Source organism: Candidatus Hydrogenedentota bacterium (assembly GCA_035416745.1).
In the GTDB taxonomy this organism is placed as follows: domain Bacteria; phylum Hydrogenedentota; class Hydrogenedentia; order Hydrogenedentales; family SLHB01; genus UBA2224.
In genome coordinates, this window is record DAOLNV010000001.1 from 241,775 (window position 1) to 266,008 (window position 24,234).

The 24,234-nt window shown below is 57.9% G+C and carries 18 protein-coding genes and 1 pseudogene; 15 read left to right on the forward strand and 4 right to left on the reverse strand.

What is annotated here, in order from left to right:
• Positions 1–11: 11 nt before the first annotated feature.
• The gene (locus PLJ71_00985) at positions 12–893 is read right to left on the reverse strand and encodes a twin-arginine translocation signal domain-containing protein (protein ID HQM47226.1); all 882 of its coding nucleotides are present in this window, start codon (positions 891–893) and stop codon (positions 12–14) included.
• Between the two features lie 255 nt (positions 894–1,148).
• Between PLJ71_00985 and PLJ71_00990 the strand changes: the two genes are divergently transcribed.
• From PLJ71_00990 to PLJ71_01000, 3 genes and pseudogenes are all read left to right on the forward strand, one after another.
• On the forward strand, positions 1,149–2,474 hold the full coding sequence (locus PLJ71_00990; GenBank protein HQM47227.1) for a hypothetical protein: 1,326 nt from the start codon (positions 1,149–1,151) through the stop codon (positions 2,472–2,474).
• A 229-nt stretch (positions 2,475–2,703) separates the two neighbouring features.
• A pseudogene (locus tag PLJ71_00995) lies at positions 2,704–3,118 on the forward strand (GxxExxY protein).
• A gap of 118 nt (positions 3,119–3,236) precedes the next feature.
• Positions 3,237–4,127, forward strand: coding sequence for a histidinol-phosphatase (locus PLJ71_01000; protein HQM47228.1), 891 nt, complete (start codon positions 3,237–3,239; stop codon positions 4,125–4,127).
• A gap of 85 nt (positions 4,128–4,212) precedes the next feature.
• Here PLJ71_01000 and PLJ71_01005 read toward each other — a convergent pair whose 3' ends face one another.
• Positions 4,213–4,563, reverse strand: a complete 351-nt coding sequence (locus PLJ71_01005; GenBank protein HQM47229.1) for an Hsp20/alpha crystallin family protein — start codon at positions 4,561–4,563, stop codon at positions 4,213–4,215.
• A gap of 48 nt (positions 4,564–4,611) precedes the next feature.
• Positions 4,612–5,064: an Hsp20/alpha crystallin family protein gene (locus PLJ71_01010; protein HQM47230.1), complete on the reverse strand. Its 453-nt coding sequence runs from the start codon at positions 5,062–5,064 to the stop codon at positions 4,612–4,614.
• A gap of 376 nt (positions 5,065–5,440) precedes the next feature.
• On the opposite strand from PLJ71_01010, the gene PLJ71_01015 reads away from it, so the two are divergent.
• The 8 genes from PLJ71_01015 (at position 5,441) to PLJ71_01050 (ending at position 15,252) form a co-directional block, all read left to right on the forward strand.
• Positions 5,441–5,794: an exosortase system-associated protein, TIGR04073 family gene (locus PLJ71_01015; protein ID HQM47231.1), complete on the forward strand. Its 354-nt coding sequence runs from the start codon at positions 5,441–5,443 to the stop codon at positions 5,792–5,794.
• A gap of 35 nt (positions 5,795–5,829) precedes the next feature.
• Positions 5,830–6,066, forward strand: a complete 237-nt coding sequence (locus tag PLJ71_01020; protein HQM47232.1) for a hypothetical protein — start codon at positions 5,830–5,832, stop codon at positions 6,064–6,066.
• On the forward strand, positions 6,063–6,914 hold the full coding sequence (locus PLJ71_01025; GenBank protein HQM47233.1) for an HDOD domain-containing protein: 852 nt from the start codon (positions 6,063–6,065) through the stop codon (positions 6,912–6,914). The genes PLJ71_01020 and PLJ71_01025 overlap by 4 nt, the downstream gene beginning before the upstream one ends.
• Positions 6,915–6,934: 20 nt before the next feature.
• Positions 6,935–8,002, forward strand: a complete 1,068-nt coding sequence (gene recF, locus PLJ71_01030) for a DNA replication/repair protein RecF (protein ID HQM47234.1) — start codon at positions 6,935–6,937, stop codon at positions 8,000–8,002.
• Between the two features lie 34 nt (positions 8,003–8,036).
• Positions 8,037–8,372 carry a DUF721 domain-containing protein gene (locus PLJ71_01035; GenBank protein ID HQM47235.1) on the forward strand — a complete coding sequence of 112 codons (336 nt, stop codon included), beginning with the start codon at positions 8,037–8,039 and terminating at the stop codon, positions 8,370–8,372.
• Between the two features lie 120 nt (positions 8,373–8,492).
• A complete protein-coding gene (gyrB, locus tag PLJ71_01040) occupies positions 8,493–10,898 on the forward strand; it encodes a DNA topoisomerase (ATP-hydrolyzing) subunit B (protein ID HQM47236.1) in 2,406 nt (801 codons plus the stop codon).
• An 84-nt stretch (positions 10,899–10,982) separates the two neighbouring features.
• Positions 10,983–13,517: a DNA gyrase subunit A gene (gyrA, locus tag PLJ71_01045; GenBank protein HQM47237.1), complete on the forward strand. Its 2,535-nt coding sequence runs from the start codon at positions 10,983–10,985 to the stop codon at positions 13,515–13,517.
• 259 nt (positions 13,518–13,776) lie between these two features.
• Positions 13,777–15,252, forward strand: coding sequence for an oligosaccharide flippase family protein (locus PLJ71_01050; protein ID HQM47238.1), 1,476 nt, complete (start codon positions 13,777–13,779; stop codon positions 15,250–15,252).
• 201 nt (positions 15,253–15,453) lie between these two features.
• Here the strand turns inward: PLJ71_01050 and PLJ71_01055 are convergent, their stop codons facing one another.
• Positions 15,454–15,717 carry a hypothetical protein gene (locus PLJ71_01055; GenBank protein HQM47239.1) on the reverse strand — a complete coding sequence of 88 codons (264 nt, stop codon included), beginning with the start codon at positions 15,715–15,717 and terminating at the stop codon, positions 15,454–15,456.
• 84 nt (positions 15,718–15,801) lie between these two features.
• Here PLJ71_01055 and PLJ71_01060 point away from each other — a divergent pair, with 84 nt between their 5' ends.
• The 4 genes from PLJ71_01060 (at position 15,802) to PLJ71_01075 (ending at position 24,035) form a co-directional block, all read left to right on the forward strand.
• A complete protein-coding gene (locus tag PLJ71_01060; protein ID HQM47240.1) occupies positions 15,802–17,211 on the forward strand; it encodes an O-antigen ligase domain-containing protein in 1,410 nt (469 codons plus the stop codon).
• A 110-nt stretch (positions 17,212–17,321) separates the two neighbouring features.
• Positions 17,322–18,635, forward strand: coding sequence for a glycosyltransferase family 4 protein (locus tag PLJ71_01065; protein ID HQM47241.1), 1,314 nt, complete (start codon positions 17,322–17,324; stop codon positions 18,633–18,635).
• A gap of 246 nt (positions 18,636–18,881) precedes the next feature.
• Complete coding sequence (locus tag PLJ71_01070; protein ID HQM47242.1) at positions 18,882–19,631, forward strand: FkbM family methyltransferase; 750 nt, start codon at positions 18,882–18,884, stop codon at positions 19,629–19,631.
• A gap of 423 nt (positions 19,632–20,054) precedes the next feature.
• Positions 20,055–24,035 (forward strand): PKD domain-containing protein, encoded by a 3,981-nt coding sequence (locus PLJ71_01075; protein ID HQM47243.1) that lies wholly within the window; start codon positions 20,055–20,057, stop codon positions 24,033–24,035.
• Positions 24,036–24,234 lie beyond the last annotated feature (199 nt).

The following is a 24,234-nucleotide window of genomic DNA, read 5'->3' on the forward strand; positions in this document are numbered from 1 at the left end:
CCCCCCCAGCTTTAGTGCTCGTACAGCGGTTGGTCGCCGACCGTGGCGATCCAGTTTCGGGTCGCCTCGACGGCTTCGAGACCCTGATCGCAGAGGTGGGCGCCGCAGAAAATCATGTCCCCGATGCGCTTCTCCCGGAGCCACTTGAGGCCCATCGTGCATTGCCGCTCAATACGTCCCAGGGGCATAGGTTGCTGCGGGCCGTAGTCCCACATGTAACACCCCATCTGCAGGCGTTTTCCGGGTGCGAGCTCCTTCAGCTTGGCAAAATTGGCCTCGAGCTCGTCCAGTTCTTTGGCTGACCACGACCAGAGCGAGATCTCGTCGCACAGTTCGAGGTAGGGACGCATTCGGTCGTCAAACTTGTCCGCCGTGTAGACGACAATCCCCAATTCGAGCCGGCGGCCGTTGATGGTCATCCGGTCTCGGATAGCCTTCACCTCGCCGACCGTCATCGAGCCTTCCTGGCCTTCGCGGGCGAAGTTGAAGAAGTCGTCCATGTACAAGCCCGTGATATTGGGCATGGAAGCCGCTAACCGCAGGACATATTCGCGTTCCTCGTTCGATGTGGCTCCTGAACTGCCCGTAATCGACCACTGCAGCTTTTTCACGTCCTTGAACGCCGCGGCGTATTCCTCAAACGGATAGGCGGGCTTTCCGGCCGCACGGATGAACATGATGTTGGGCGTGCCCAGGTATTTCGCGGCTTCCACCGGTGTCATGCGCGAGTTGCGCGGCAGCCCGAACATACCGTCATACACGCCAGGGTGATGCGACCACAGCCAAAAGCGGTCGCGGACTCGTTCACGTTCGTCGGCCCGGGGCTCTTGACTCGTCAACGCGGCCATTCCAGCCATAGCGCTCATCTGCACAAAACGACGTCGCGTTACCATTTCGTTATATTCCTTCCGCTTCCCTCGAGTCAGCGCACCGTTCACTTTGAATATCTTACGTACTGTGCGCCGTATTGTCCACACTCATATCAATCATACGATACACAGCCAATCAGTTGAATCTGGTTGCGGGTTACAATCCGCTTCCACTCCGAAGACGCACGGGCTATTGCGTAGACGCGCGGTCTGTCATATCATGGAATTCAAGAGAGGCCGCGGGGTTGTACATTTGGAACACGAGACAGGATTACGGAGATGCCGCGTACCGCATTCATAGTGCTGCTTGCCGCCGCCGCGAGCTCGCTTATCCCCGCCTCAGCCGACACGATCGTCTATCGCGGACGCGAATACTCCGGCGTGACCATTGAAGAGCTCTCCAACCAGTATGTGGTCCATTTTCCGGATACGGGCAGGAAGAAGTATTTCCGGAAAGAGGAAGTAACGTCGGTTCAGCGCACGGGCAACAGCGGGCAGGCCGGTTCCCCGGAGCGGACCGGCGTCTATTCCGCGTCTAAGCCGGCCGTGAGACCTCAAGAACCGGAAACTGCCGACTTGACGCCACAGCAAATCGCTTTGCAGGAATACAAGCAACGGAAGAGAATCCGGGCGCAAGCCGAATTCGAGGCGGCATTCGAACATTGGAGCAAGCTTACCGACGAGCAACGAGAGGCTCTTCTCGCGTCCGCCGTTGACCAGGCGGCCGCCGCCGAAGCCGAGAGACAGCAGACCGCGCAGGCCATCGCGGACCAGCGCCAGCAGTTCGACGGGGAACGGGAAGCCCGGCGCGTCAGCGCGGAAAGCACCGCCGTCGAGAGAGACCGGACCATTAACGAAACCTACGCCGCGGCGTTTGAGGTCCAGGACGTTGACCCATTCGGTTATTTGACCGATCGCGAGGCGCAACACACGGTGGCCCTGGCCGATAGTGTCGGACTCGCCCCGGAGGAGTTCCTGGAAGAATACCTCGACGGGTTTGCATACCCCCCGGTGCCATACTTCGAAACCGGCAGGCGCCGGTTGGCCGATGCGCTCGACGACGCCGACGTCGAAGCCTATTGGATCGAACAGGAGTACAATGCCCGTATCGCCGAGGAAAGCCGCGCGCTCAGTCAGCTTGAAGGAGAAGCGCGCCGCTTTGATCGGCGCAGCAAGACCGTTCTCCGGAGCAACGCCGATCGGGCGCGCCGTCTGGCCAGCACCGCGGATTACCTGGCGGTGCTCGAGGATGCCCGCGCCGCCGAGTACGAGCCTTCGCTCAAGTACCGGAGCCTGTTTTCCGTCGAGGGCAAGGGCGTCACGCAACGGCACATCTCGGCCGCGGCCCCTATCCTGAGAATCGACTGGTGGCTTGACATATCCTCTCCCTTGGCGAATCAGCTCACAATACGCGTGTATGACAGCGTCTCGGAAAAACCGGTCAAGGCCGACTCCTCCGCCAAGCTGCCTTCCGACCATTTCCTGATCATCGATGAGCCCGGCGACTATCTCGTCGAGGCCGAGGGCCCGGAAGGGCTGACTTACACCATCGAGGCCAAGGAGCTCCAAGACCTCACGCTTCCCCCTCCTGCCGAAGAGGAATGAGAGCTCCGCTCGCGTGGCAGCCCCGCCGCGGCACGGCCATCTCGCTCACAACGTATGGGGCGCATGGGCAGGCACGAAACCATGCCAAAGGAGGAGGGAACACCCCAATCCGGATAGGAAAGCCCTTGCTGGAGAGATCTTATTGTCTCCATAAAGACAAGAACGAACTCACACGGAGACACAGGGAACACGAAGATCGAATCCTCCGAAACAGAGTGAGACAGGAAGCATCATTTTGGATTGCGCGGTGGCGCTTCATCGTGAGACGGGTCCCGGGCTGTTGGAAACAGTGTACGAAGCGGTTCTTGCACGCGATCTGGAGGCCCGGGGTCTGCGCATGGCACGGCAAGTTCCCATCCCCATCGGGCTTCGCGGCATCCGGTTCGACGAAGCGTTTCGTGCAGACCTCATCGTGGAGGATACCCGTTCTTGTGGAACTCAAATCCGTGGAGAAGGTCACGAAGGCGCACCACAGGCAGGTGTTGACCTATCCGCGGTTGACGGGTATCAGACTCGGCTGTCTACTCGACTTCGGCGAGGCTTTGATGAGGGACGGCATTTCCCGCATCATAAACGAAGACATTGAGCAGATTTCGCTTCGGAGCAGGCTCCATTTCCTCCGTGTCCTTTGCGTCTCTGTGTGAGTTTCCCCAATCGTGGTCTCATCCGGCGATTTCGGGAACCGGCGCGCATTGCATGGGGGCATGACGATTTGGTAGGTTGCGCGTGTCTTGGCACTCATTCGAGCGCACTGGAGGCCGCATGCATTCCACCAATTCCGCTCCCTGGTACGTCTCGCTGCACGGCGGGCACACGGCCGAGTTCTGCGACCACGGCACGGGGGATCTGCGCGCCGTGCTCGAGGCGGCCGTCGCGAAAGGCTTCTCCACCTACGGGGTCTCCGAGCATGCCGCGCGCGTCGAGGAACGGTTTCTCTACCCCAATGAACGGTGTTTAGGATGGACCATCGAGAAGGTTCAAGAGGATTTCGAGCGTTACGGCAAGGCTGTTTTCGAGCTGGCCGAGGAATTCGCCGGGCGCCTGACCGTCTTGCGCGGCATGGAGGCCGAAGTCGTGCCTGCGAACCGGTACGCGGACATCATGCTGGCCTATCGCGAACGGTTTGCATTCGACTACCTGGTCGGGTCGGTTCATTACGTCGACGAAATGTCGATCGACGACACCCCGGACCAGTTCGAGGAGGCCATGGAGGCCCACGGAGGGCTCGAGCGGTTGGCCGTCCGGTATTACGAGACCGTGGGCGCTATGGTCGACGCGTTGCGGCCCGATGTGGTCGGACATCTCGACGTCATCCGCACAATCGGCTGGAAATACGGCGATCTGGCGTCGCCTGCCATACGCCGGGCCGCCGGGGACGCCCTCGACAGCGTGCGCCGGCAGAACTGTATTCTGGACCTGAACACCGCCGGGTACCGCAAAGGGCTTCATACGCCCTACCCTGACGTCTGGCTTGTCGAACGCGCCCGCGACATGAAGATCCCCTTCGCGCTGGGGGATGACTGTCATGGGCCCGAAGATGTCGGCGCGGAATTCGAACAGGGCCGCGCCTACCTGCTTGCCAACGGCGTCGAGACCGTCACCGTTCTGCAGCGCGACGGAAACCGGGTCGAACGCCGCACCGTGCCGCTCTGAATCCCCTTCGAAAAAGGGACTTCCCCGTGCGGCGGGGGGGGACCGCACGGGGAAGCGGGGGGAAGTTGGGCGGGATATTGTTCCTTTATGTGATCTCGATAGTCCGGGGTTTGAAGGCCTCCGCTTTCGGCAGGGTGACGGTCAGGATGCCGTCCTTCATCACCGCGTTCACCTTTGCGGTGTCAAGAGCGCTGCTAAGTGCGAATATGCGCCGGTAATCGGCGGGGGCACGCTCGCGCAAGAGGTACCTTCCATCGCCGTTCACCTGTTGGCGATGCCCGACCAGCGACAACTCGCCCTGCTTGACCTCAATTTCCACATTCTCCTTTGGTACGCCCGCCAGTTCGGCTTCAATGCGGACCTGGCCAGCCTCCTCGATGATATTCACACGCGGCGTCACATAACGCTTGGTCTTTTCCGCTGCAGCAGTTGTCATGTCGTGTCACTCCCTTGTCAGTCGAATCGGAGCGTCAGCCCCGAGACCTTATTCCACATCCAGCGAAATGCGCTTCGGCTTCGATTCCTCGCGTTTCGGCAACCGCACCCGCAGTACGCCGTCCCGCAACGTGGCTTCCACCTTGTTGGCATCGAAACCACCGGGCAACTCGAAGGTTCGCTGAAACTCTCCATAATGCCGTTCCATCCGGTGGACGTTCTTCTCTTCGTCGCGCCGCTCGTACTCACGTTTGCCCCGAATCTTGACCGTGTTGTCGAGGGCCGTTATCTCGACGTCTTCCCGCTTCATTCCGGGAACGTCCGCCTGCAGGACGTATTCGTTCTCGGTTTCCTGAAGGTCCATAGGCGGGTTCCATGTCTGGCTCGGACGGTCCCACTCGAAACCGTGGTCGCCAAACATTCTTGCCAATTCGTTCTGCAAATCCGCCAAGGCGCTCCATGGGGCCACGTCGCCTGAATGTCTCCAACGCACCAGTGCCATAAAAACTCCTCCTTTCAACAATCGCCGAAACCTGTACGCTCTTTGGGCGTCCGGTTGTTCGCCGCATCCACTTTCTGCCTTCAATGATGCAGGGGTCGTGCCAATTTCGCGATTATCGTGTAAGTGTTTGTAAAAAGGGATGATAGGAACGCGGCGGCCGCCTTGGAAGGTTGTTTCCACGCGGCACCGTGCTCTGAAATGAAAACATTCCTGTTGCGGAATGAAGCGTTCGCCCCCCGTAACATTCCAGGTAAAAGATTGACAACCCTATGGGCCTGTGTTAGACTCAAGCCAGTTGCGCAACGCCTGATATGAAAGTTTGTTAGAAGGGGAGGACCGCCCGGTGGGCACACCAGTCAGAACCGCGAAGAAAACTATGGCAGTCCTATTGGTGGTGGCGCTCGCAGTCACAGCAACCGCGACATGGGGGCAGCAGGTTTACGATCCCTCGCGTGAATTCGCTCCTGTCACCGGCTTCGAGAAAGCCCTGACCAAACTGGGACGCGGTTTGTCGAACATCATGTTCGGGTGGGGCGAAATCCCCATGACGTTCGACCGTAACGTGAAGAAAGGCAAGCCTTTCGCCTACCTGTTCGGCGTGGCTCCAGTGTTGGGGTCTGCTCGCGCCGTCATGCGCACGGGGACGGGTGTTTTTGAAGTCGTGACATTTCCGTTCTCGGACCGTGACGTGAACTACGAGCCGATCCTGGAACCCGAATACATCTTTTGATTCTCTTGAACGAGTGGAAACAGCAAGGACCGGGCTTGGTCGGCCTTCTCACTCTTGCAGACGGAACGGAAGGCCGCGTCGTACTGATGGGGCCGCGAAGCGCCCCTGAGAGCGCGATTGTTGTCATGGTGGGGAAGGAGCCGGGTGCGGTCGAGTCGCTTCCGTTGAGTGAAGTCCTGGATAGAATTCCGCCCGCATCGACAGTGGCCATTCTGTGCGCACAGGAACGGTATTTCGGCGACTCCCAATTGCCGGCGATAGATGTGCAGTGAGCGCGCCGCGAAATATCGACTATCTGCTCGAGGAGATTATTACCCTGCCGAGTCTCCCGGCAACGGTAGCCCGGATTCTGGAATTGTTGAATGACCCCGATTCGTCTCTGTCAGAAGTCGGCAAGATAGTTTCGGGGGACCCCGCGATTGCCCTGAAAACGCTGCGCCTGGTGAACTCGGCGGCGTACGGGCTGCGCGGGCGGGTGACGTCGGTCGAGCATGCCGTCACCCTGCTCGGGGCAAAAGTCATCCAGAATCTTGTTCTTACGGCAACCGTTCTGGACACATTGAGCTCCGGCGCTCGCCTCTTGTTTCAGCACAGCATCGCCGCGGGTGTGGCAGCCCGTTCAATAATGCGCTCCCACATCTTCGGAAATGTCCTCGACCCGGAAGAAGCATTTGCATACGGTCTCTTGCACGATATCGGCAAGATTATTCTCGAGGATTACATGTCCGATGAGTTGGTCCAGGCGGAAGACTTGAGCCGCGTCCAGGGCCTGCCTGGTCATGTCGCTGAACGGGAAGTCATCGGGGTTGACCATGCTGAGATCGGGGGACGCCTGGCGATGAATTGGCGGCTTCCGGATTCGATTGCGGCCGCGATTATGGCACATCACGATCTCGCGCGCTGCAAAGACGACGAATATCTCCCGTACGCAGCCATGTTGAACGCAGCCGACACGATCTGCGTTGCCGCGGGCCTGCCTTCCTACGAGGGGGCCGTCGCCGATGACGCTAACGGAGCGTGGCAGGTCCTGGGGATTACGAGTCCGCAGATCCCCGCGATTCTGGACGATTTCTTCGCTTCAATTCCTGAAGTGGAAGAACTGACCGAAGCCGTGTCTTGAGCCGGCGGTGAACCATGGTCTTGCGCGAGTTGAAGACGGAAGGGTTCCGGTGCCTGAATCTGGCGCAATTCGCGCCGGGAAACGGCGTAAACGTCATATGGGGCGACAATGCCCAAGGCAAGACCTCCCTCCTGGAGGCTATCCTTTACGCGGCCACCTCGAAAAGCCACCGCACGAACCAGGAATCCGACATGGTGCAGCATGGCCAGCATGGCTTTCGTATCCACGCCGCCGCGCAACGCATCGACCGGCCTGTAACCGTCGACGCCACTTGGTGGCACGGGCAGAAGCGCTTCAAGGTCAACGGCGTGGCGCAAAACAAAGTGAGCGGAATCCTGGGTAAAATGCCCGTGGTCTTCTTTTCCCCCGAGGACGTGGAATTGGTCCGTGGAACGGCCGCCGTCCGCAGAAAATTCCTGGACATGGAGATTTCGCAGATCGAACCCGCCTACCTTCGGGCGCTTCAACAGTACCGGCAGGTCCTCAAACAGCGCAACGAACTCCTCAAGCACACGGCTCTCGAGCCTGACCTCTTGGACGCGTGGGACGAGCAGCTCGTGCGGTACGGCCGCGTAATCGCCCGCAGCAGACGGGCTTTTGTTGACGAGTTGCGCGCGGCCGCCGCACCCGCATACCAGACCATCGCGGAAAGCGAGGACTTGGCTATCGCCTTCGCTCCTGACATTCCGCCCGACAAAGATCACCTCGCGGCGCTCCGCGAAACCCGGGAACGCGACCGGCGGTACGGCCTCACGCATCGGGGACCCCATCGAGACGATTTCGACCTTGTCATCTCGGGCAAGGCCGCGCGCCAGTTCGCGTCCCAGGGGCAGCAGCGCACTGCGGCACTGGCCCTCAAACTCGCCGAGTTGCGGCTGGTACGCCAGCGCATCGCAGAGTATCCTATACTCATGCTGGACGATGTCCTCTCCGAGTTGGACCCGAAGCGTTCGAGGCGCCTTTTTCAGACAATTCCGGAGGAAGTGCAGTGCCTGTTGACTGCAACGCACCTGAGCCCGGATGCGGTACCCGCCGGGGTCACGTGCTCTTTCTACCGGATCACGAAAGGGCAGTTGGCTCAGGCCTAGCCCTGGCGCGCCTTCCGTCTCTGGAGACAAGCCGTTGAAACGCAAAAAAGAGCCCACGAGCATACAGGAAGTGCTGGCGCAGTTGCGCCAGGAGACTGAACTGGGCCGCCAACTCGAGCAGGCCCAGATCTGGTCGCGCTGGCCCGAGATTGCGGGAACCCGGCTCATGGAGCACGGGAGGCCCCACGCAGTGCGCGACAAGGTGCTCTATATCGAAGCCGACAGCCCGGTATGGATGCATCGGTTTGCCTATCGGAAGTGGGACCTCATACGCCGGATAAACGGGTTCGCGGGCCACGAATTGGTCTCCGACATCTTTCTGGTCCTTTCGGAGGACGCCAAAGATGCCACGTCACAAGATGGCGTATAGGGCCGGCACGGCAAACGCAAAATGTTGCGTATTTCTTTGATTTTCACCCCCTGATTTGATAGAATAGCTCGACGAAATTTCGGCCCCTCGGCCATGAGCGGGATTTGCGAGGTAAATTCAATGACGAAAGATAGTTATGGCGCTGAATCCATTCAGGTGTTGGAAGGTCTGCAGGCGGTACGAAGACGACCCGCGATGTACGTCGGCGACACCAATACGCGGGGACTTCATCATCTGGTCTACGAGGTGGTCGATAACAGCATAGACGAGGCCCTCAACGGCAATTGTACCAAGATTAGTGTCACCGTTCACATCGACAATAGCGTAAGCGTTGTAGACGATGGGCGCGGTATTCCCGTAGCCAATCATCCCAAGTATCGAAACAAGTCCGCCCTCGAAGTTGTGATGACGATGCTGCACGCGGGCGGCAAGTTCGACAATTCCAATTATAAGGTGGCTGGCGGGCTTCACGGAGTGGGCGTATCGTGCGTAAACGCCCTTTCGGAATGGTGCGAAGTCGAAGTCAGGCGCGAAGGTTATGTCCATTTCATGACCTTCAAACGGGGAGAGCCGCAGGGAAAACTCGAGCGAACCAAACGAGCCAAGGGCACGGGCACGCGCGTCACGTTCCGTCCCGACCCCGAAATCTTCGAGGTCTCCGAATTCAGTTCAGAGACTCTCTTGGCGCGCCTTCGCGAATTGGCGTTCTTGAACAAGGGCCTCAGAATCGCATTCGAAGATGAACGCGTCGACGATGAGCCGGTTGTGATGCAGTATAAGGGCGGCATCATCGAGTATGTCGAATACCTGAACCGTAACCGGGAAGCCCTGCACCGGAAACCCGTCTATTTCGAGGCGCAGAAGGACCGCGTCCAGTGCGAGATCGCCCTGCAATACACGACGTCGTACTCCGAGACGGTGTCGAGTTTTGCGAACAACATCAATACCCACGAAGGCGGCACCCATCTAAGCGGTTTCAAAGCTGCCTTGACCAAGGCCCTCAACGACTATGCCCGGAAGAACAATCAATTCAAAAAGGCTGAGATGAGCATTTCGGGCGATGACTCGCGCGAAGGTCTGACGGCCATCGTGTCCGTCCGCGTGCCCAATCCGCAGTTTGAAGGCCAGACCAAAATGAAACTGGGCAACAGCGAGGTCCAGGGCATCGTGAATTCCATCGTGTACGAGGGGCTGCAAACGTATTTCGAAGAAAACCCAACCGTTGCCAACCGCATTATTTCCAAAACGGTCGAGGCCGCGAGAGCCCGCGAAGCTGCCCGTAAAGCGCGCGATTTGACCCGTCGAAAGAGCGCGTTCGACAGTGGCGCCCTGCCCGGCAAACTTGCCGATTGTTCGGAAAAAGATCCGGCGTTGTGCGAATTGTTCATCGTCGAGGGCGACAGCGCCGGCGGGTCTGCAAAACAGGGGCGCGACCGGCGGTACCAGGCCATACTCCCGCTCCGGGGCAAGATCCTGAACGTCGAAAAGGCCCGCGTCGACAGAATGTTGAACAACGCTGAGATTCGCGCGCTGATTACTGCTTTGGGCGTCGGTTTCGGCAAGGACGACTTCAAGATCGAGAACCTGCGTTACCACAAAGTCATTATCATGACAGACGCGGATGTGGACGGAGCACACATACGCACGTTGCTGCTGACCTTCTTTTACAGGCAGATGCCCGGTTTGATCAAGCGCGGCCACCTCTACATTGCACAGCCGCCGCTGTTCCAGGTCAAACGAGGGAAAAAGGTCCAGTACCTCAATACCGAGGAGCAGATGGAGCGGTTCCTCCTCGAGAACGTCTTGGAAGATGTGAGTGTGACTGCGTCCAACGGCAGCCCGCGCTCAAACAAGGTCACGCTGAAGACGTTGGAAAAAGCTCTCCAGGCAGCCATCGAGCGCGACAGGATGTTTTCCCGGCTGGAGCGCGTGTACGGCGTTGAACGCGACGCCGCCGAAAAGGCACTGAAGCTGCCGCGTGAAAAATGGATGGACCCGGCGAGCCTTTCCCAGAAGGACGTGCGAGACTTGTTTGCGGACGCCGAGATTATCGACACCGGCCAGGTCCAGGGAACACTTATCGAGAACGGCAACGGGGGCGACAAAGAGCGCATCAAACGCGAGAAGGGGCAAGTGGACCTGGCGTTTCTGCGCAGTCACGAATTCTCGGTTCTATTGTCTGAGGCGGACGCCTTGTCCGCGATCGGCAGTCCGCCGTTTCGTGTCGAGCCCGCAAAGGAGGGGCAGCCCTTCGAAACCGATAGCCTTCTTCAATTGCGCGCGCATCTCCTTGAATTGGCTCAGAAAGGGCTTTCCATTCAGCGCTACAAGGGTCTCGGCGAGATGAACCCCGAGCAGCTTATGGAAACAACCATGAATCCGGACAGCCGCACCGTGTTGCGGGTCGAGGCGGAGGATGACACCGCGGCAGACGATATGTTCGTCACTCTTATGGGCGACATGGTTGAGCCGCGCAAGGCCTTCATCGAGAAACACGCGGCGGAGGTGCGCAACGTCGACACATGATGACGGGACGCCAGTTTTCCTGGCGCTGCCGGTGACGGCCGGGGGTAAGCCCGATACATACACGGAAGACAGTCGAGGAGCACGATGTACACACGTAACGAGAAGATAGTTCCTATCGCAATCGAAAGCGAGATGAAGACGTCCTTCATGGATTATTCCATGAGCGTCATCGTCAGCCGTGCGTTGCCGGACGTGCGCGATGGCTTGAAGCCGGTCCATCGGCGGATTTTGTATACCATGCACGAGTTGGGGCTTGTGCACAGCCGGGGATTCCGGAAATCCGCCGCTGTAGTCGGCGACACCATGGGTAAATACCATCCACACGGCGACTCGGCCATTTACGATACGCTGGTTCGTCTGGCACAGCCATGGAGCATGCGTTACCCCCTTGTGGAGGGACAGGGCAATTTCGGCTCGATCGACGGCGACAGTCCGGCGGCCATGCGGTACACCGAAACACGCATGGAAGCAATCACCGCGCAGATGCTCTCGGACATCGAGAAAGAGACCGTCAATATGGTGGCCAACTACGACGGCCGCTTGAAAGAGCCGACCGTATTGCCGTCGGCCATACCCAACCTGCTGGTTAACGGCTCGTATGGAATCGCTGTCGGCATGGCCACGAGCTGCCCGCCCCATAACCTGACCGAAGTGTGTGACGCCATCGTGTACCTTATCGATCACCCCGAAGCCACAAGCAAGGACTTGATGAAGTTCGTCAAAGGCCCGGATTTCCCCGGCGGGGGGATCATATGCGGCCGCGGCGGCATTGCCAAGGCGTACAGGACGGGCAACGGCCGGGTCACAGTGCGGGCGCGTGTAAACGTCGAGACGAACAAGAAGACGGGCAAGGAGAGCCTCATTGTGACCGAGCTTCCGTATCAGGTCAACAAGGCTCGGTTAATTGAGAGCATCGCGGACCTGGTGCGCGCCAAGAAGATCGACGGGATTTCAGATCTTCGCGACGAATCCGATAAGGACGGCATGCGGGTCGTCATCGAGATTCGTAAGGGCGACGAGCCGCAGGTTATTCTCAACCAGTTGTTCAAGTTCACTCAGTTACAGGATACGGCCAGCATCAATCTGCTGGCCCTGGTCAACAATTCGCCGCGCCTCCTTTCCTTGCGGGAGATGGTGTATCACTACGCCGAGCACCGGGCGGAGATTGTTGAACGCCGCACCCGCTACGACCTGGACCAGGCCGAAAAGCGCGCACACATTCTGGAAGGCCTTCTGAAGGCCATCGACAACATCGACGAAGTCATCGCTATTATCCGGGGTTCCGCGGACGCACAAGACGCGCAGAACGCCTTGATGAAGCGGTTCACCTTCAGTGAGGCACAAGCCGGCGCCATCCTCGCCATGCGCCTGCGCCGTTTGACTGGCTTGGAGCGCGAGGAATTGGAGAAGGAATACGCGGAACTGCTCAAGGAGATCGAGCGGCTTCGCAACATCCTCTCGAGCGAAAAGACCATCAAGGCGGAGGTCCGGAGGGAGATTCTGGAGACAAAGCAACAGTACGGCGACAAACGGCGTACGCAGATCCTGGATGAGGTCTCTGAGTTCAGCGTGGAAGACCTGATCGCTGACGAGATGATGGTCGTAACCGTCTCGAATGCCGGCTACATCAAGCGGCTTCCCGTGAGCACGTACCGCAAACAACGGCGCGGCGGCAAAGGGATCACCGGGATGGAGACCAAGGAAGAGGACTTCGTCCGCGACCTGTTCATCGCGTCCACACACCAATACATGCTCTTTTTCAGCAATGCGGGACGCGTTTATTGGCGGAAGGTGCATGAGTTGCCGCGGGCCGGCCGCACGGCGCGCGGCCGCGCCATCGTGAACCTCCTCGAGTTGTCGGGGGGAGAACTCATTACCGCTTGTCTTCCCGTGCGCGACCTGAAGGAAGAGGGCAAGAACGTTTTCATGGTGACCAAGATGGGCACGGTGAAGAAGACGATTCTGAAGGCGTTCAGCAATCCTCGCGCGACAGGCATCATCGCCATCGATATTGACCAGGGCGACGAACTGATCGACGTGCAGATCACCAACGGCGACGACAACATCCTGCTCGCTACCGCTCAGGGGAAGGCAATCCGCTTCCCCGAAAAGGACGTCCGCTCCATGGGGCGTACCGCGCGCGGCGTCGTCGGCATTCGCATGGAAAAGGGCGATTCCGTTATTGGCATGTCGCTGGCCGCGGACGAGAGCACCGTCCTGACGGTTACCGAAAACGGATACGGCAAACGCACAAAGGTGGGCGAGTACCGGTTGCAGCACCGGGGCGGCCAGGGCATCATCAACATAAAGACCTCCGAACGAAACGGGAAGGTGATCGGAATGTTGACCGTCGATGACAACGACGAGATCGTACTGGTAAGCACCGATGGCATCGTGATGCGCTGCGGAGTCAGGGGTATCCGCACCATCGGCCGCAACACACAAGGCGTCAAAGTGATGACACCGCGTCCCGGCGCCAAGGTCAGCGCCGTGGCCAAAGCTGTTGCCGAGACCAAGGAACAGCAGATAACCGATGTCGAAACCGCCGGAACCGAAGCCGAAAACGGCGCCGGCGACAGCGATACCGAAGAATTCACCGCCCCAGACGAGGAAGAATAGCTGACAGGCCGATGCTGTGATGGCGAAAGCATCGCATCGCCAGCGGCCGGCGCGGTCCAGTACAGTGGAGTGGCCAGGGTTCCTGTTTTTGAATAAGGGAGGGTGTGAGCCATCTTCGAATCCAGGTCTGGAAAGTATGCGTATTCCCGTGTTGCTGGGAAGGCGGGCCGCGGCAATTCTTGTGAACTCTGCAGGATGACGGCTCTTTCCGCGAGGCGTTCATACGGTCGGTTTTCTCGGATAGTCGGGGAGGGGACCCATGTCTGACGACGCCGCGCCGGAACTCCCGAATCCTGAAGGGGCCCCTGCTGTCCCGAAGGCGCCTCCACGTTCCCTGAAGCGGTTGGCCATACGAGGTTCCGTCTGGACGTTTGCCGGTTACGGCATCAGTCAGGTGATTCGGCTCGGTGGCAATCTGATCCTGACGCGGCTCTTGTTTCCCGAGGCCTTTGGGGTGATGGCCCTGGTCAACGTGTTCCTGACGGGGTTGGCCATGTTCAGCGATCTTGGTCTTTCCCCGAGCATCGTTCAGAGCCCTCGCGGAGAGGACGCGGATTTTTTGCGGACCGCTTGGACCATCCAAGTGATGCGAGGGGCGGTCCTCTGGCTGGGCGCATTGGCTATAAGTCTTCCTGCAGCAAGCTTTTACGACGAGCCTGCGCTCGCGAGGTTCTTGCCAATCGCTGGGTTCACTCTTTTCATCGCCGGGCTCGAATCCACCAACTTTCTTCTTTTGCAGCGGCACCTGAATGTGATGATTCAGACGGCCTTGGATATTGGTGTGCAACTGGTGAGTCTGCTCGTGAGCATAATGGGAACGCTCGTCTGGCGCGGCGCAATCGAGCAGCGCAACCTGGAAAGGGTCTTGCGTGTTCTGTTCGAGGGACAAGTTCTTGCGGATGAGGCCGTCGGTACGTCCTATCTTTGGGGCGGCATCTGGGCGTTGATTATCGGAACGCTTGTAGGTCGCGCCTTACGCATGTTTGTCACTTTTTCTTTGCCGGGGCCGCGTATGGGGCTCTCACTTCGGAAAGAGCATGTACACGAATTGATTCACTTCGGGAAATGGATATTCCTGGCGAGTATTCTTACATTTTTCGTCAATTCGTCTGATCGACCCGTGCTGGCGAAGTTCATGGATCCCGCCCAACTTGGGGTATATAGCATCGGTATGAATTTTCCCAACGTGGTACAAGGGGTGTTATACGGGATTGCTGGGCGGGTGCTCTTCCCCGTTTATGCTGAATTGGCGCGGGAGCGCCCCGAACATCTGCGAAGCCGTATGATTCGCGTACGCTTTTCCCTTGCGTGTGTTACCTTGCCTATTCTTTGGGTCATGGTGGTCTTGGGCCCGCAGCTCATCGATTTCCTCTACGATGATCGATATAGAGAAGCCGGTGTGTTCATGCAAGTACTGGCGGGAGGCACAATCGTTATAGTTCTGATGAACCCGATTGAAGCCATCTTTCTTTCTGTTGGAAACTCTCGTGGGCACTGTGTGATGTTGATAAGCCGTTCTGTGCTGTTTGTCGTGTCCATGGCCGTGGGGGGCTACTTCTATGGCGCGTACGGCATCGTCTGGGGCGTGGCAATCGGGCCAGCACTCAATTATCCTTTTCTGGTGTTGCTTACGCGCAAGTACGGGGCATGGACACCCCTGTTTGATGCTGCGTGCGTAAGCGTATCGGCCGTGGTTATCATTTTGGGCCTCTGGATAAAGATCTCAATCATGTGAGGTGAGGAAGTTTGGTTACGACCAAGGCCTCAACAGCGTTCGGCAAGGAAGGGCAGCCGGCACAATGCGAATAACGTTTGTGTATCCCGGCATGACCGGGAACTTGATCGGCGTGCCGCCGGTTACGGGGAAGCTGCCCCTCTCGTCTCGAAGCGAGCACTCCAAACCCCGCGACAGGAAGACCTCAAGCACATTTACGACTCATGTGATTCGGGGCTTTTTCCCAGCCGGACAGAGTGGTTCGGCTTGCTCATTCTGGAAGCAATGGCATGCCGCATACCTGTTATCGGAACTCCCGCGGGCGCCGCGCCCGAGCTTCTGGGGTTTGGCGGCGCCGTGCTCGTTGAGTATGACAATGTCGTCGCGATGGCCGATGCCATTCTTCACGTAACAGGGTTGTCGGAAGAAGAATGGCGCGAAATGCCACGTATGGCGCGTGAAGCCGCTGAGCGCTATAGTTGGCATGATGCTACCCTGAGATTTGCGGATGCGTTGCGGCAGGCTGTCGATCGTTCACGCAATGCGCAATATAGAGGAGCCTAGCCTTTTATGCAGGCTACCCACGGCGGGAATGCGTTGGTTGGGATTGCCCTGTTTGGCTGGATCCCACTCGTGTTGTTGCTTTTCGCACTGCTGCCTCCCCGGCGCGCGGCCCTGCTCGGCTTTTTAGGGGGGTGGATGTTTCTTCCCTGCGGCGGGTATGAAATCAAGTTCTTTCCCGAGTACAACAAGACGAGCGCCGTTTGTATCGGGATTTTTCTCGCCACCTTGATATTCGATACGGGGCGAATTACGCGTTTCAGGTTTCATTGGCTCGACCTATTCCCGGTCATGTCATGCGTAGTCCCGTTTTTTTCGTCGCTTTCAAATGGTCTGGGAGCATACGACGGGTTTTCTTCCGTTGCGAGCGAGATGACTATCTGGATGTTTCCTTACCTGATCGGCAGACTTTATTTCACAGATTTCCGAAGCATGAACGAACTGATTCTGGCAATTTTCATTGCTGGGATGGTTTATGCACCGTTTTGTCTTTTCGAGATTCGCTTCAGTCCCAACCTCCATTATTGGGTTTATGGATTTCAGCAATCACCGTTCGTCACAAGGTTCCGCCTCGGGGGTTTCCGGCCCACGGTCTTCATGAGAACCGGTTTGATGCTTTCCTTGTTTATGGGATTTACCGCATTGAGCGGGTTTGGGCTTTGGATTTCCAGAGCGAAGGAAGATTTCCTCGGGTTGCCTCTTTGGGTGTCCGTGGCCGCGCTTGCGGCAACCACGGTCCTGTGCAAATCAACGGGGGCCCTTCTACTTGTATTTGTTGGATTGATCTCGTTACTAGCGGTGAAATACCTGAGAACCAGCTTGCCTGTGATAATGCTTGCCTGTGCCACAATTATGTATATTATCATTCGCGGCAGCGGCTTGTGGTCGGGCACGGAACTGGTCGATGTGGCTTCGGCCACCGTGGGCCAGGAAAGAGCCGATTCATTAGGCCTTCGAATTGTGAACGAAACCGCTCTTGCGGAACGGGCGAGAGAACACCTATTACTTGGATGGGGCGGCTGGGGCGATAGCCGCATAGTGGATGAAGAAGGTCGCGATACAAGCATCACGGACGGTTACTGGATAATCGTATTCGGCACCCGTGGGGCGCTCGGCCTCACAGCCTTCCTCGGCACAGTCTTGGGGCCTGCTTTGTTTCTTCCCTATCGAATCTCCGGAAAGAACTGGATGTTTCCCGCGATAGCCCCAGCTGCTATCGGAGCACTAATCCTTTGCTTATGGATGCTCGACTGCATTCCAAATGCTATGTTCAATCCGATTTACCTTGTGGTCGCCGGGGGACTGGCTGGGTTTCGGAGAGTTGGTGTGCCACGCGCTCAAGAGGTCCGGGTGCCCACAAGACCGTTGAAATACGCGGCCAGGCATCCCGGCGGCGCAACAAACGCTGAGCACACTTGAATCTATCCGATCAGCACGAACATAATCTGATCGACGGTTCCTACACGTCTTGATCATTGCCTGCCCAATGCCGGAACCGTTTAAGGGGTACTCTTATAGGGGCGGAATGAATGCGACAGATCAAAGTACTTTTGATAGCTGAAGCAGCAAACCCGGAGTGGGTGAGCGTTCCGCTCGTAGGGTGGTCGCTCGCGAAAGCCCTGCGCTCTCTCTTTGACGTACATCTCGTCACGCAAGTGAGGAACAGGGACGCGATCCGTGCTGCCGGATTGGAAGAGGGACGTGATTTTACAGCCATCGACTCCGAACTGGTTGCGCGCCCGCTTCACAAGCTTTCAAATCTGATTCGGCGCGGAGCGGGAGTTGGTTTCACAACAGGTACTGCGTTGCAGTTTCCCAGCTACTGCTACTTCGAGCACTTGGTCTGGAAAGCCTTTTCGACGCGGATTCGCGAGAAAGAATTCGACATCGTCCATCGCATAACGCCACTGAGCCCCACATTGCCAAGTCTCATAGCGAAAAAGTGCGCCAAGGCTGCAGTCCCATTCGTATGGGGACCGATTAACGGGGGGGCCCCGTGGCCTAAAGAGTTCGATGCCGTGCGCCGCAAGGAGCGCGAATGGCTTTCCTATGTGCGCGGGGCCTACAAGCTGCTGCCCGGCTACCGGTCAACGCGCCGGTACGCCTCGGCGATTCTTGTCGGCTCCCAGGACACATTGGAGCAGATGCCCCAGAACTATCATGAAAAGTGTGTCTACCTTCCCGAGAACGCCATTTGGCCGGAGTGTTTCTCGCGGCAGGTGGAGCCTCCTACCGATACCCCCATACGCGTGGCTTTTGTGGGCAGGCTCGTGCCCTACAAAGGTGCCGACATGCTTATCGAAGCGGCTGCACAGCTCATCAAAGATGGGAAAATCACGCTGGACGTCATGGGAGACGGTCCCGAAATGCCGCGCCTGCGCGAAATGGTGACGCGCCTCGACGTCGCAAACGGCGTGCGGCTGCGCGGGTGGATCCAGCACGAGGAACTGCAGACGCATCTTGTGCAGTGCCACGTCTTCGGTTTTCCAAGCGTACGCGAATTTGGCGGAGGCGTCGTGCTTGAGGCCATGGCGCTCGGCTTGGTGCCAATTGTCGTTGACTATGCGGGCCCACGAGAACTGGTGACCTCAGACGTGGGTTACAAAGTTCCCATGGGCAAACGTGAAGAGATCATTAAGGGCTTTCGTGAAGTGCTGCAAACAGTCTGCCGACGATCCGCGCAAATTGGCGAGATGGGACAACGCGCAAGGAATAGGGTGATGGCCCTCTTCACCTGGGAGCGAAAGGCGGCTCAGGTCGGGCATGTGTATGAATGGGTACTCCGCATTCGAGCGGACAAACCCAATTTCGCCTTTGACCAGGTTCCCCAGGGACCGCGCTAGCTACTCAGACTGCGGGTATACGGCCTTTGGGGGAAGGCAATACAGACAGCTTACAATGCGTGTCATGGCGGAGAGAGTCAAGATTGTGGGGTCACGAAAATGAAGCGTTTCATGGTGCGTGCCATCTCTGCGGGAATGTCTCTATATCCTTTTCTTACCGGCCGAGGATACGTGTCGAGAACACGTTTCTGCGTGTGGTTGACGAAAGACATGTCCGCTCCGACATGGGTCCGGCTTAGCAATGGCATGGCCATTTTGGTGGACCCCGCAGAAGATTTGGGACGCTGCGTTCTCCTAACGAGGGACTGGGATGCGAAAATTACGAGAGTCTGCCGGAGTTTATTGAGGTCGGGAGATGTCTTTCTAGACATTGGGGCACACTGCGGGCTGGTTTCCCTCAGTGTCTGCGACCTCCTGAACACTGATGGCCGAATACATGCCTTCGAACCCCAGCCCGAACTCATCGCGAGGTTCAAGCAATCGGTGGTACGAAACAATTTGGAGAATGTTTACTTGCACAACGTGGCACTCTCTAACACGACGGAACAAGGTGAGCTAGCCGTGCCGTACGGAAAGACAACATTGGGTTCTCTATCTCGCCGCCTGGATAAGTCGCAATTCACGGTCACAATCAGCCTGAAACAAGCATCCCAGTATCTCCAACAACTTGGCATCGACAAGGTCCGCCTCATGAAGGTGGATGTGGAAGGACACGAATCCGTGTTGTTGGAGGGCATGACCTCTTTCCTGGAAACTTCGTCGGTAGACGCGATCCTTTTTGAATCGGAGCCTCACGAAGGGCCTTTCAGGGAACGGTCCGCGGTCAAGAAACTCGCGGTTCTCGGTTACCGCTTCTTCGCGATCCCGATGACAATGCTCCGTTTGCGGTACATCGAAGTCGATGAGTCGAACGACGGTACGGTTTTCCCCAAAGCGCACGATTTCCTCGCCATCTCCAGAGGATCATCGCTTGCTTCCCTGGGCGTGCGAGGGTAGCAGGACTAATGCAGTGATCCCCGGTCTTCTTACCCGAGTGTGGGAAGTTCTCCGCTCACTGCTCAGATGTTCGCAGAGTTGGCACTGGCCTCGTAAGGCGGTCAAAATACTGGGATCGAAAGAAAGGGAAACAATCGAACTCAGGAAGCTTGAAGGATGCTGATAATTGGCGACGGTATGTCAGGTTGACGAATAACTGGCAGTCAAGCTCGAGATACTGGCCGGAATCCCCAAATGAGCCGTGGACCCATGGGGTCTTTCTGCCGCTGTCAGGATGGGATTTACTGGGGTTGTTTCATGTATGCCCAGTTTGGTATGCAGCTTGCTATACCTTACGGGGCGTGTTCTACTGAGTGCCCAAGACAGATGGTCTGCTCCGCATCAGTCTGCGAAACAGGTTAGATTTAGTAGAGGATGAAAACCATGCCAAAGTCGCTATTCACTGCTGTCAGTGCGTTTGCATGTGTATTGGCCCTTTCTACTGACGCAAGTGCCCTTTCAGCCGTCATTGAGGTCAATGCGCCAAGTTGGTTAGAAACAAGAGCCCCATATCCTGCCGCACTGACACGCTACTATGCGCCTCATCCCGTCTTCTTCGAGGGATGGAAGTCCGAGCCACGAGAAGAGATCGCATCTTACGACTGGGACTTTGGTGATGGAAGTGCTCATTTTTCCGGATTCAACGCAGCTCATGTGTACGAAACGCCAGGCACCTACACCGTGACGCTGAAGGTCACGCGCAAGGCGGCTGTCGGCGAGACGCCGGATACCGATACGGATACGATTGAGATCACGGTACTCGAACGAGATGGCAAGACCTACTATGTGGATTCCGCCATCGGCAATGACACCTATGACGGCAAGTCGCAAACGGTGGCCGGCGGCGGCGCGGGGCCTTGGAAGACCGCGACACATGCGTTTAGACAGATGTGCAGTGGGTTCTATGGCCAGGGAGATCGGATTTTGTTCAAGCGGGGGCAGACCTTCGATTTGGAGGCGAATGTTGTCACTTGGAGCCATTGGGCGACCGGAGACGGCGGCTTTATGTTCGGCGCCTATGGCACGGGGCACAAACCAATAATACAAACAGTTGGTGCTGGAGGCGGCTCGCTGTTCACGTCTGCCGGTGTTGGCGCGCGGTTCATCTCGTTCGTTGACTTGGAGTTCAACTGCACAGCGGAGGGGCAAGAGAGGTCAATCTTCTGGAACAAGGGCTCCGGCGTTGCGACCTTGCTCTGGCTGCGCGTTGATCTGAAGAACTTCTACCAAGGCTGGATATTGACAGCTGGCTATGAGGGCACTGGCGAAGGGTCCGGCATCTTCGTCGTCGATTGTACGACCTATGACTCCCGAATCGTGCATTTCTATTGCATCTCTTCGCGCGTAGCCCTTCTGAACAATCATTTTGACTACTCGCAGAACCACTTGGCTTACGCGGAAAACGTTCGGGTGGGCGTGATTGATGGCAACACTTTTGAGCGTGCCGCGTTTGGCCGCTGTGCGCTCCGCATTAGTGGTGCCGGTCTGAATTACATGGCATCAAATGTATGGGTTTCCAATAATGACTTCCTCGGGTGGATGGATCCAAGGAAACGTGCGGACTATGACGGAAATGTCGCACTTTCGATTAATGGAGACAGATATAACTACACTCTTGTCGGTTTCACGCCGAATGTCCCCACCGAAGACAGATTCGGCGAATGGCTCGTGTTTGAGAACAACGTGGTTACAGACTCGGAGGTTTTTATGCGGCTTGCCGCGTGGGAACACGTCCTGATTCGTAAGAATGTTTTCACGACCCCAGACCCGACGCAGGAAAAGAAGTTCTATATCGGGGAAATGCAAGAACGGCGTCCCCTCTATGATGTCCAGATCGTCGACAACACATTCGAGTATAGGGGTACACTCTCGCCTGGGTTAAGAGCGCCTATGCTATACCTCCGGGCTTACAGTGGGCCTGCGTACCCGTATCGAAACGCTCATGAGGACATTGCAATATCCAGAAACCTCTTCAAAACGAGCGACACAGACCTTTGTTTCCTGATGGTGCCTGATGCTGCTGAGAACTATGCTTGCCTTACCTCTTGTGATAATCTTCTCTATTTTGCGGATGCAAGTCTTGCCGCTTTTGCCCGCGAGACAAGTCCGGTCACGTACTACACCCTTTCCCAGTGGCGCTCCCTGACCGGCAACGACCAGGCGACGCAGATATACACCAACACCAACTGGCCGGTGCCGGGGTGGGCGAAGTCGCCGGAGACCGATGTGGACAGTCCGATTCCGGTTATCTACGAGCGTGCCCAGGCGACCAGCGGCGGCGCGTTGAGCGAAGTGCGCCTGTGGGCGCGGCTGAACGATGGTCCGTGGGCTGATACGGGACTGCGCACTTCTGGCGCTTCGGGGTCGTTCTCGTTCCCGGCGACTCAAGGCGTTGGCACGTACTATTTCGCGACCCAGGCGGTTGACACGCAGGGCAACGCATCGTTGGCGCCGGTGGGGCCCGGTTCGACAAAGACCTACTACACGGGCGGGGCGCCTGCAGACACTACGGCCCCCGATCCGGGTGTTGTGAGCGCGCCTGCATCCGCAACAGCCAGCCCTATCCCAGTCACGTATACGGGCGCTGCCGATGAATCGGGCGGCAGCGGCTTAAAGGAAGTCGAGTTGTGGGTCAAGAAGGCTTCGGTAGGCACGTGGGGCGCCACCGGGCTCAAGGGGAGCGGCGCTTCAGGCTCTTTCAGCTACCCTGTGACGGTATCGGGCGCCGAAACGTTCTATTTCAGCACGCGCGCCAAGGACAATGTGGGCAACATTTCTGCGCTTCCCTCCGACAACGGACAGGCAAGCACTGTCTTTGACAATACCACCCCTCCCGAGCCGGAGACGGACACTGTTGCTCCTACGACCGGCTCATTGAGCGTTCCCAGCGTGACTGCAGCCTCTCCTATCACCATCAGCTACCTTGGCGTTGCGGATGAAGGCGGGAGCGGTCTCAAACAAGTCGTTCTTTGGACCAAGATTAACGGCGGCTCGTGGCTCAGCACCGGCATGACCAACGCCCAGTCAGCGGGGAGCTTCGCCTACACCCCCGCCGCTGGGGACGGTTCGTATGCGTTCGCCCTGCGCGCCGAGGACAATGCCGGGAACTTCTCCGCCGTTCCTTCCGGCGCCGGGACGCCGTGCCTTTTCGACAAGACCCCGCCGGTTGTCGGGTCAATGAATTCCCCGCAATATACAAAGACAACGCCGATTCCGGTCGAGTTTGGCGGTATTTCAGACGGCGCCGGAAGCGGTCTCAAGAAAGTCTATCTCTGGTTCCGTAAGGATGGTGGGAGCTGGACGGACTCGGGTCTCAGCCTGGTCGCGGCATCGGGTGCGTTCAGCCCCGGCGCCAGCCAGAATGGGACCTACGAATACGCGCTGCGGGTGGAAGACACCGCAGGGAACATTTCGCCCGTGCCGGGTGGCGCCGGGCAGACAGCAACCGTCTTCGATACGGTTGCGCCGGCTCTGGGAACGGTGAGCGCCCCGGGCACTGAGAACGCCCCTCCGATCTCCGTGGTGTACAGCGGCGTCCAGGATGCCGGAAGCGGACTGAAGGCGGTGTATCTGTGGTTCCGGAAGGGCGCTGGCACATGGCAGAACTCCGGCTTGTCCTCGGCCGGAGAGTCGGGTTCGTTCTCTTTCAACGGCATGACCGGCAACGATACCTATTACTTTGCGGTGCAGGCCGATGACAATGCGGGCAACCTGACGCCTGTTCCTTCCGGCGACGGGGGCGCCAATACGGTTTACAGCGCGCAATTCAGTCCCGGAACAGCTGCTTCGCCTCAGTATGCAACGTCGGCGCCGATCATCGTTACGTATTCCGGGGCTGTGGCTGCCGAGATTGGCATTAAGTCCGTGCGGCTGTGGTGCAAGTACGGTTCTGACGGCGAGTGGGTCAACACGGGTCTGACGTCTCCCGGTGAATCGGGGCAGTTCGAGTTCTCTCCGGTTTCGGGTGACGGAACCTACCACTTTGCCACCACGGCGGAGAACAATGATGGCGGCCTTACCCCTGAGCCGCCCTATGGCGATGGGGACACGCAGACGATTTACGACACCACGCCGCCTTATCCCGGCAATATGACCTCGCCGCAGTACACGACCCAGACGCCGGTCGTAGTGAATTACAGCGGCGCCAACGATGCCTCCAGCGGCCTGAAAGAAGTGCGTCTGTGGTTCAAGAAGGGTTACGCCGGCGCGTGGCAGGATACAGGCCAGACGAGCACGACTCCGGATGGTTCGTTCACGTTTGAGATAACGGGTGAAGATGCCTACTTCTTCTTCTTGCAGGCTGAGGACAACGCGGGCCTTGTATCCGCGGAGCCCAGCGATGCATTGGTGTTCGGGGGAGGGTGATTCCCTTTCACTAAGTGTGTGTAGGGGATGCGATAACCCCGCTGCTTCGCGCAGCGGGGTTATTCGATCATATGGGTAACACGGGGCTCAGCCTATCTAGCTCCTGACTCTGCACGAGGTGTTTTGCGTACGCCCTCGAATACCTATAGTATGAGCCACACAGTTGTTTGAAGGGCGTGCGGCTTTCCATCCTCCTAAG

Coding starts and splice junctions, on each gene's coding strand:
- PLJ71_01010 (HQM47230.1), bottom strand. CDS start 5,064: ATGGCACTGGTGCGTTGGAGACATTCAGGCGACGTGGCCCCATGGAGC.
- PLJ71_01065 (HQM47241.1), top strand. CDS start 17,322: ATGCGACAGATCAAAGTACTTTTGATAGCTGAAGCAGCAAACCCGGAG.
- PLJ71_01005 (HQM47229.1), bottom strand. CDS start 4,563: ATGACAACTGCTGCAGCGGAAAAGACCAAGCGTTATGTGACGCCGCGT.
- PLJ71_01015 (HQM47231.1), top strand. CDS start 5,441: ATGGCAGTCCTATTGGTGGTGGCGCTCGCAGTCACAGCAACCGCGACA.
- gyrA (HQM47237.1), top strand. CDS start 10,983: ATGTACACACGTAACGAGAAGATAGTTCCTATCGCAATCGAAAGCGAG.
- gyrB (HQM47236.1), top strand. CDS start 8,493: ATGACGAAAGATAGTTATGGCGCTGAATCCATTCAGGTGTTGGAAGGT.
- PLJ71_01050 (HQM47238.1), top strand. CDS start 13,777: ATGTCTGACGACGCCGCGCCGGAACTCCCGAATCCTGAAGGGGCCCCT.
- PLJ71_01075 (HQM47243.1), top strand. CDS start 20,055: ATGCCAAAGTCGCTATTCACTGCTGTCAGTGCGTTTGCATGTGTATTG.
- PLJ71_00990 (HQM47227.1), top strand. CDS start 1,149: ATGCCGCGTACCGCATTCATAGTGCTGCTTGCCGCCGCCGCGAGCTCG.
- PLJ71_01060 (HQM47240.1), top strand. CDS start 15,802: ATGCAGGCTACCCACGGCGGGAATGCGTTGGTTGGGATTGCCCTGTTT.
- PLJ71_00985 (HQM47226.1), bottom strand. CDS start 893: ATGGTAACGCGACGTCGTTTTGTGCAGATGAGCGCTATGGCTGGAATG.
- PLJ71_01000 (HQM47228.1), top strand. CDS start 3,237: ATGCATTCCACCAATTCCGCTCCCTGGTACGTCTCGCTGCACGGCGGG.
- PLJ71_01070 (HQM47242.1), top strand. CDS start 18,882: ATGGCCATTTTGGTGGACCCCGCAGAAGATTTGGGACGCTGCGTTCTC.
- PLJ71_01055 (HQM47239.1), bottom strand. CDS start 15,717: ATGCCAACTATAGCGCTCAGCGGCTTCACGCGCCATACGTGGCATTTC.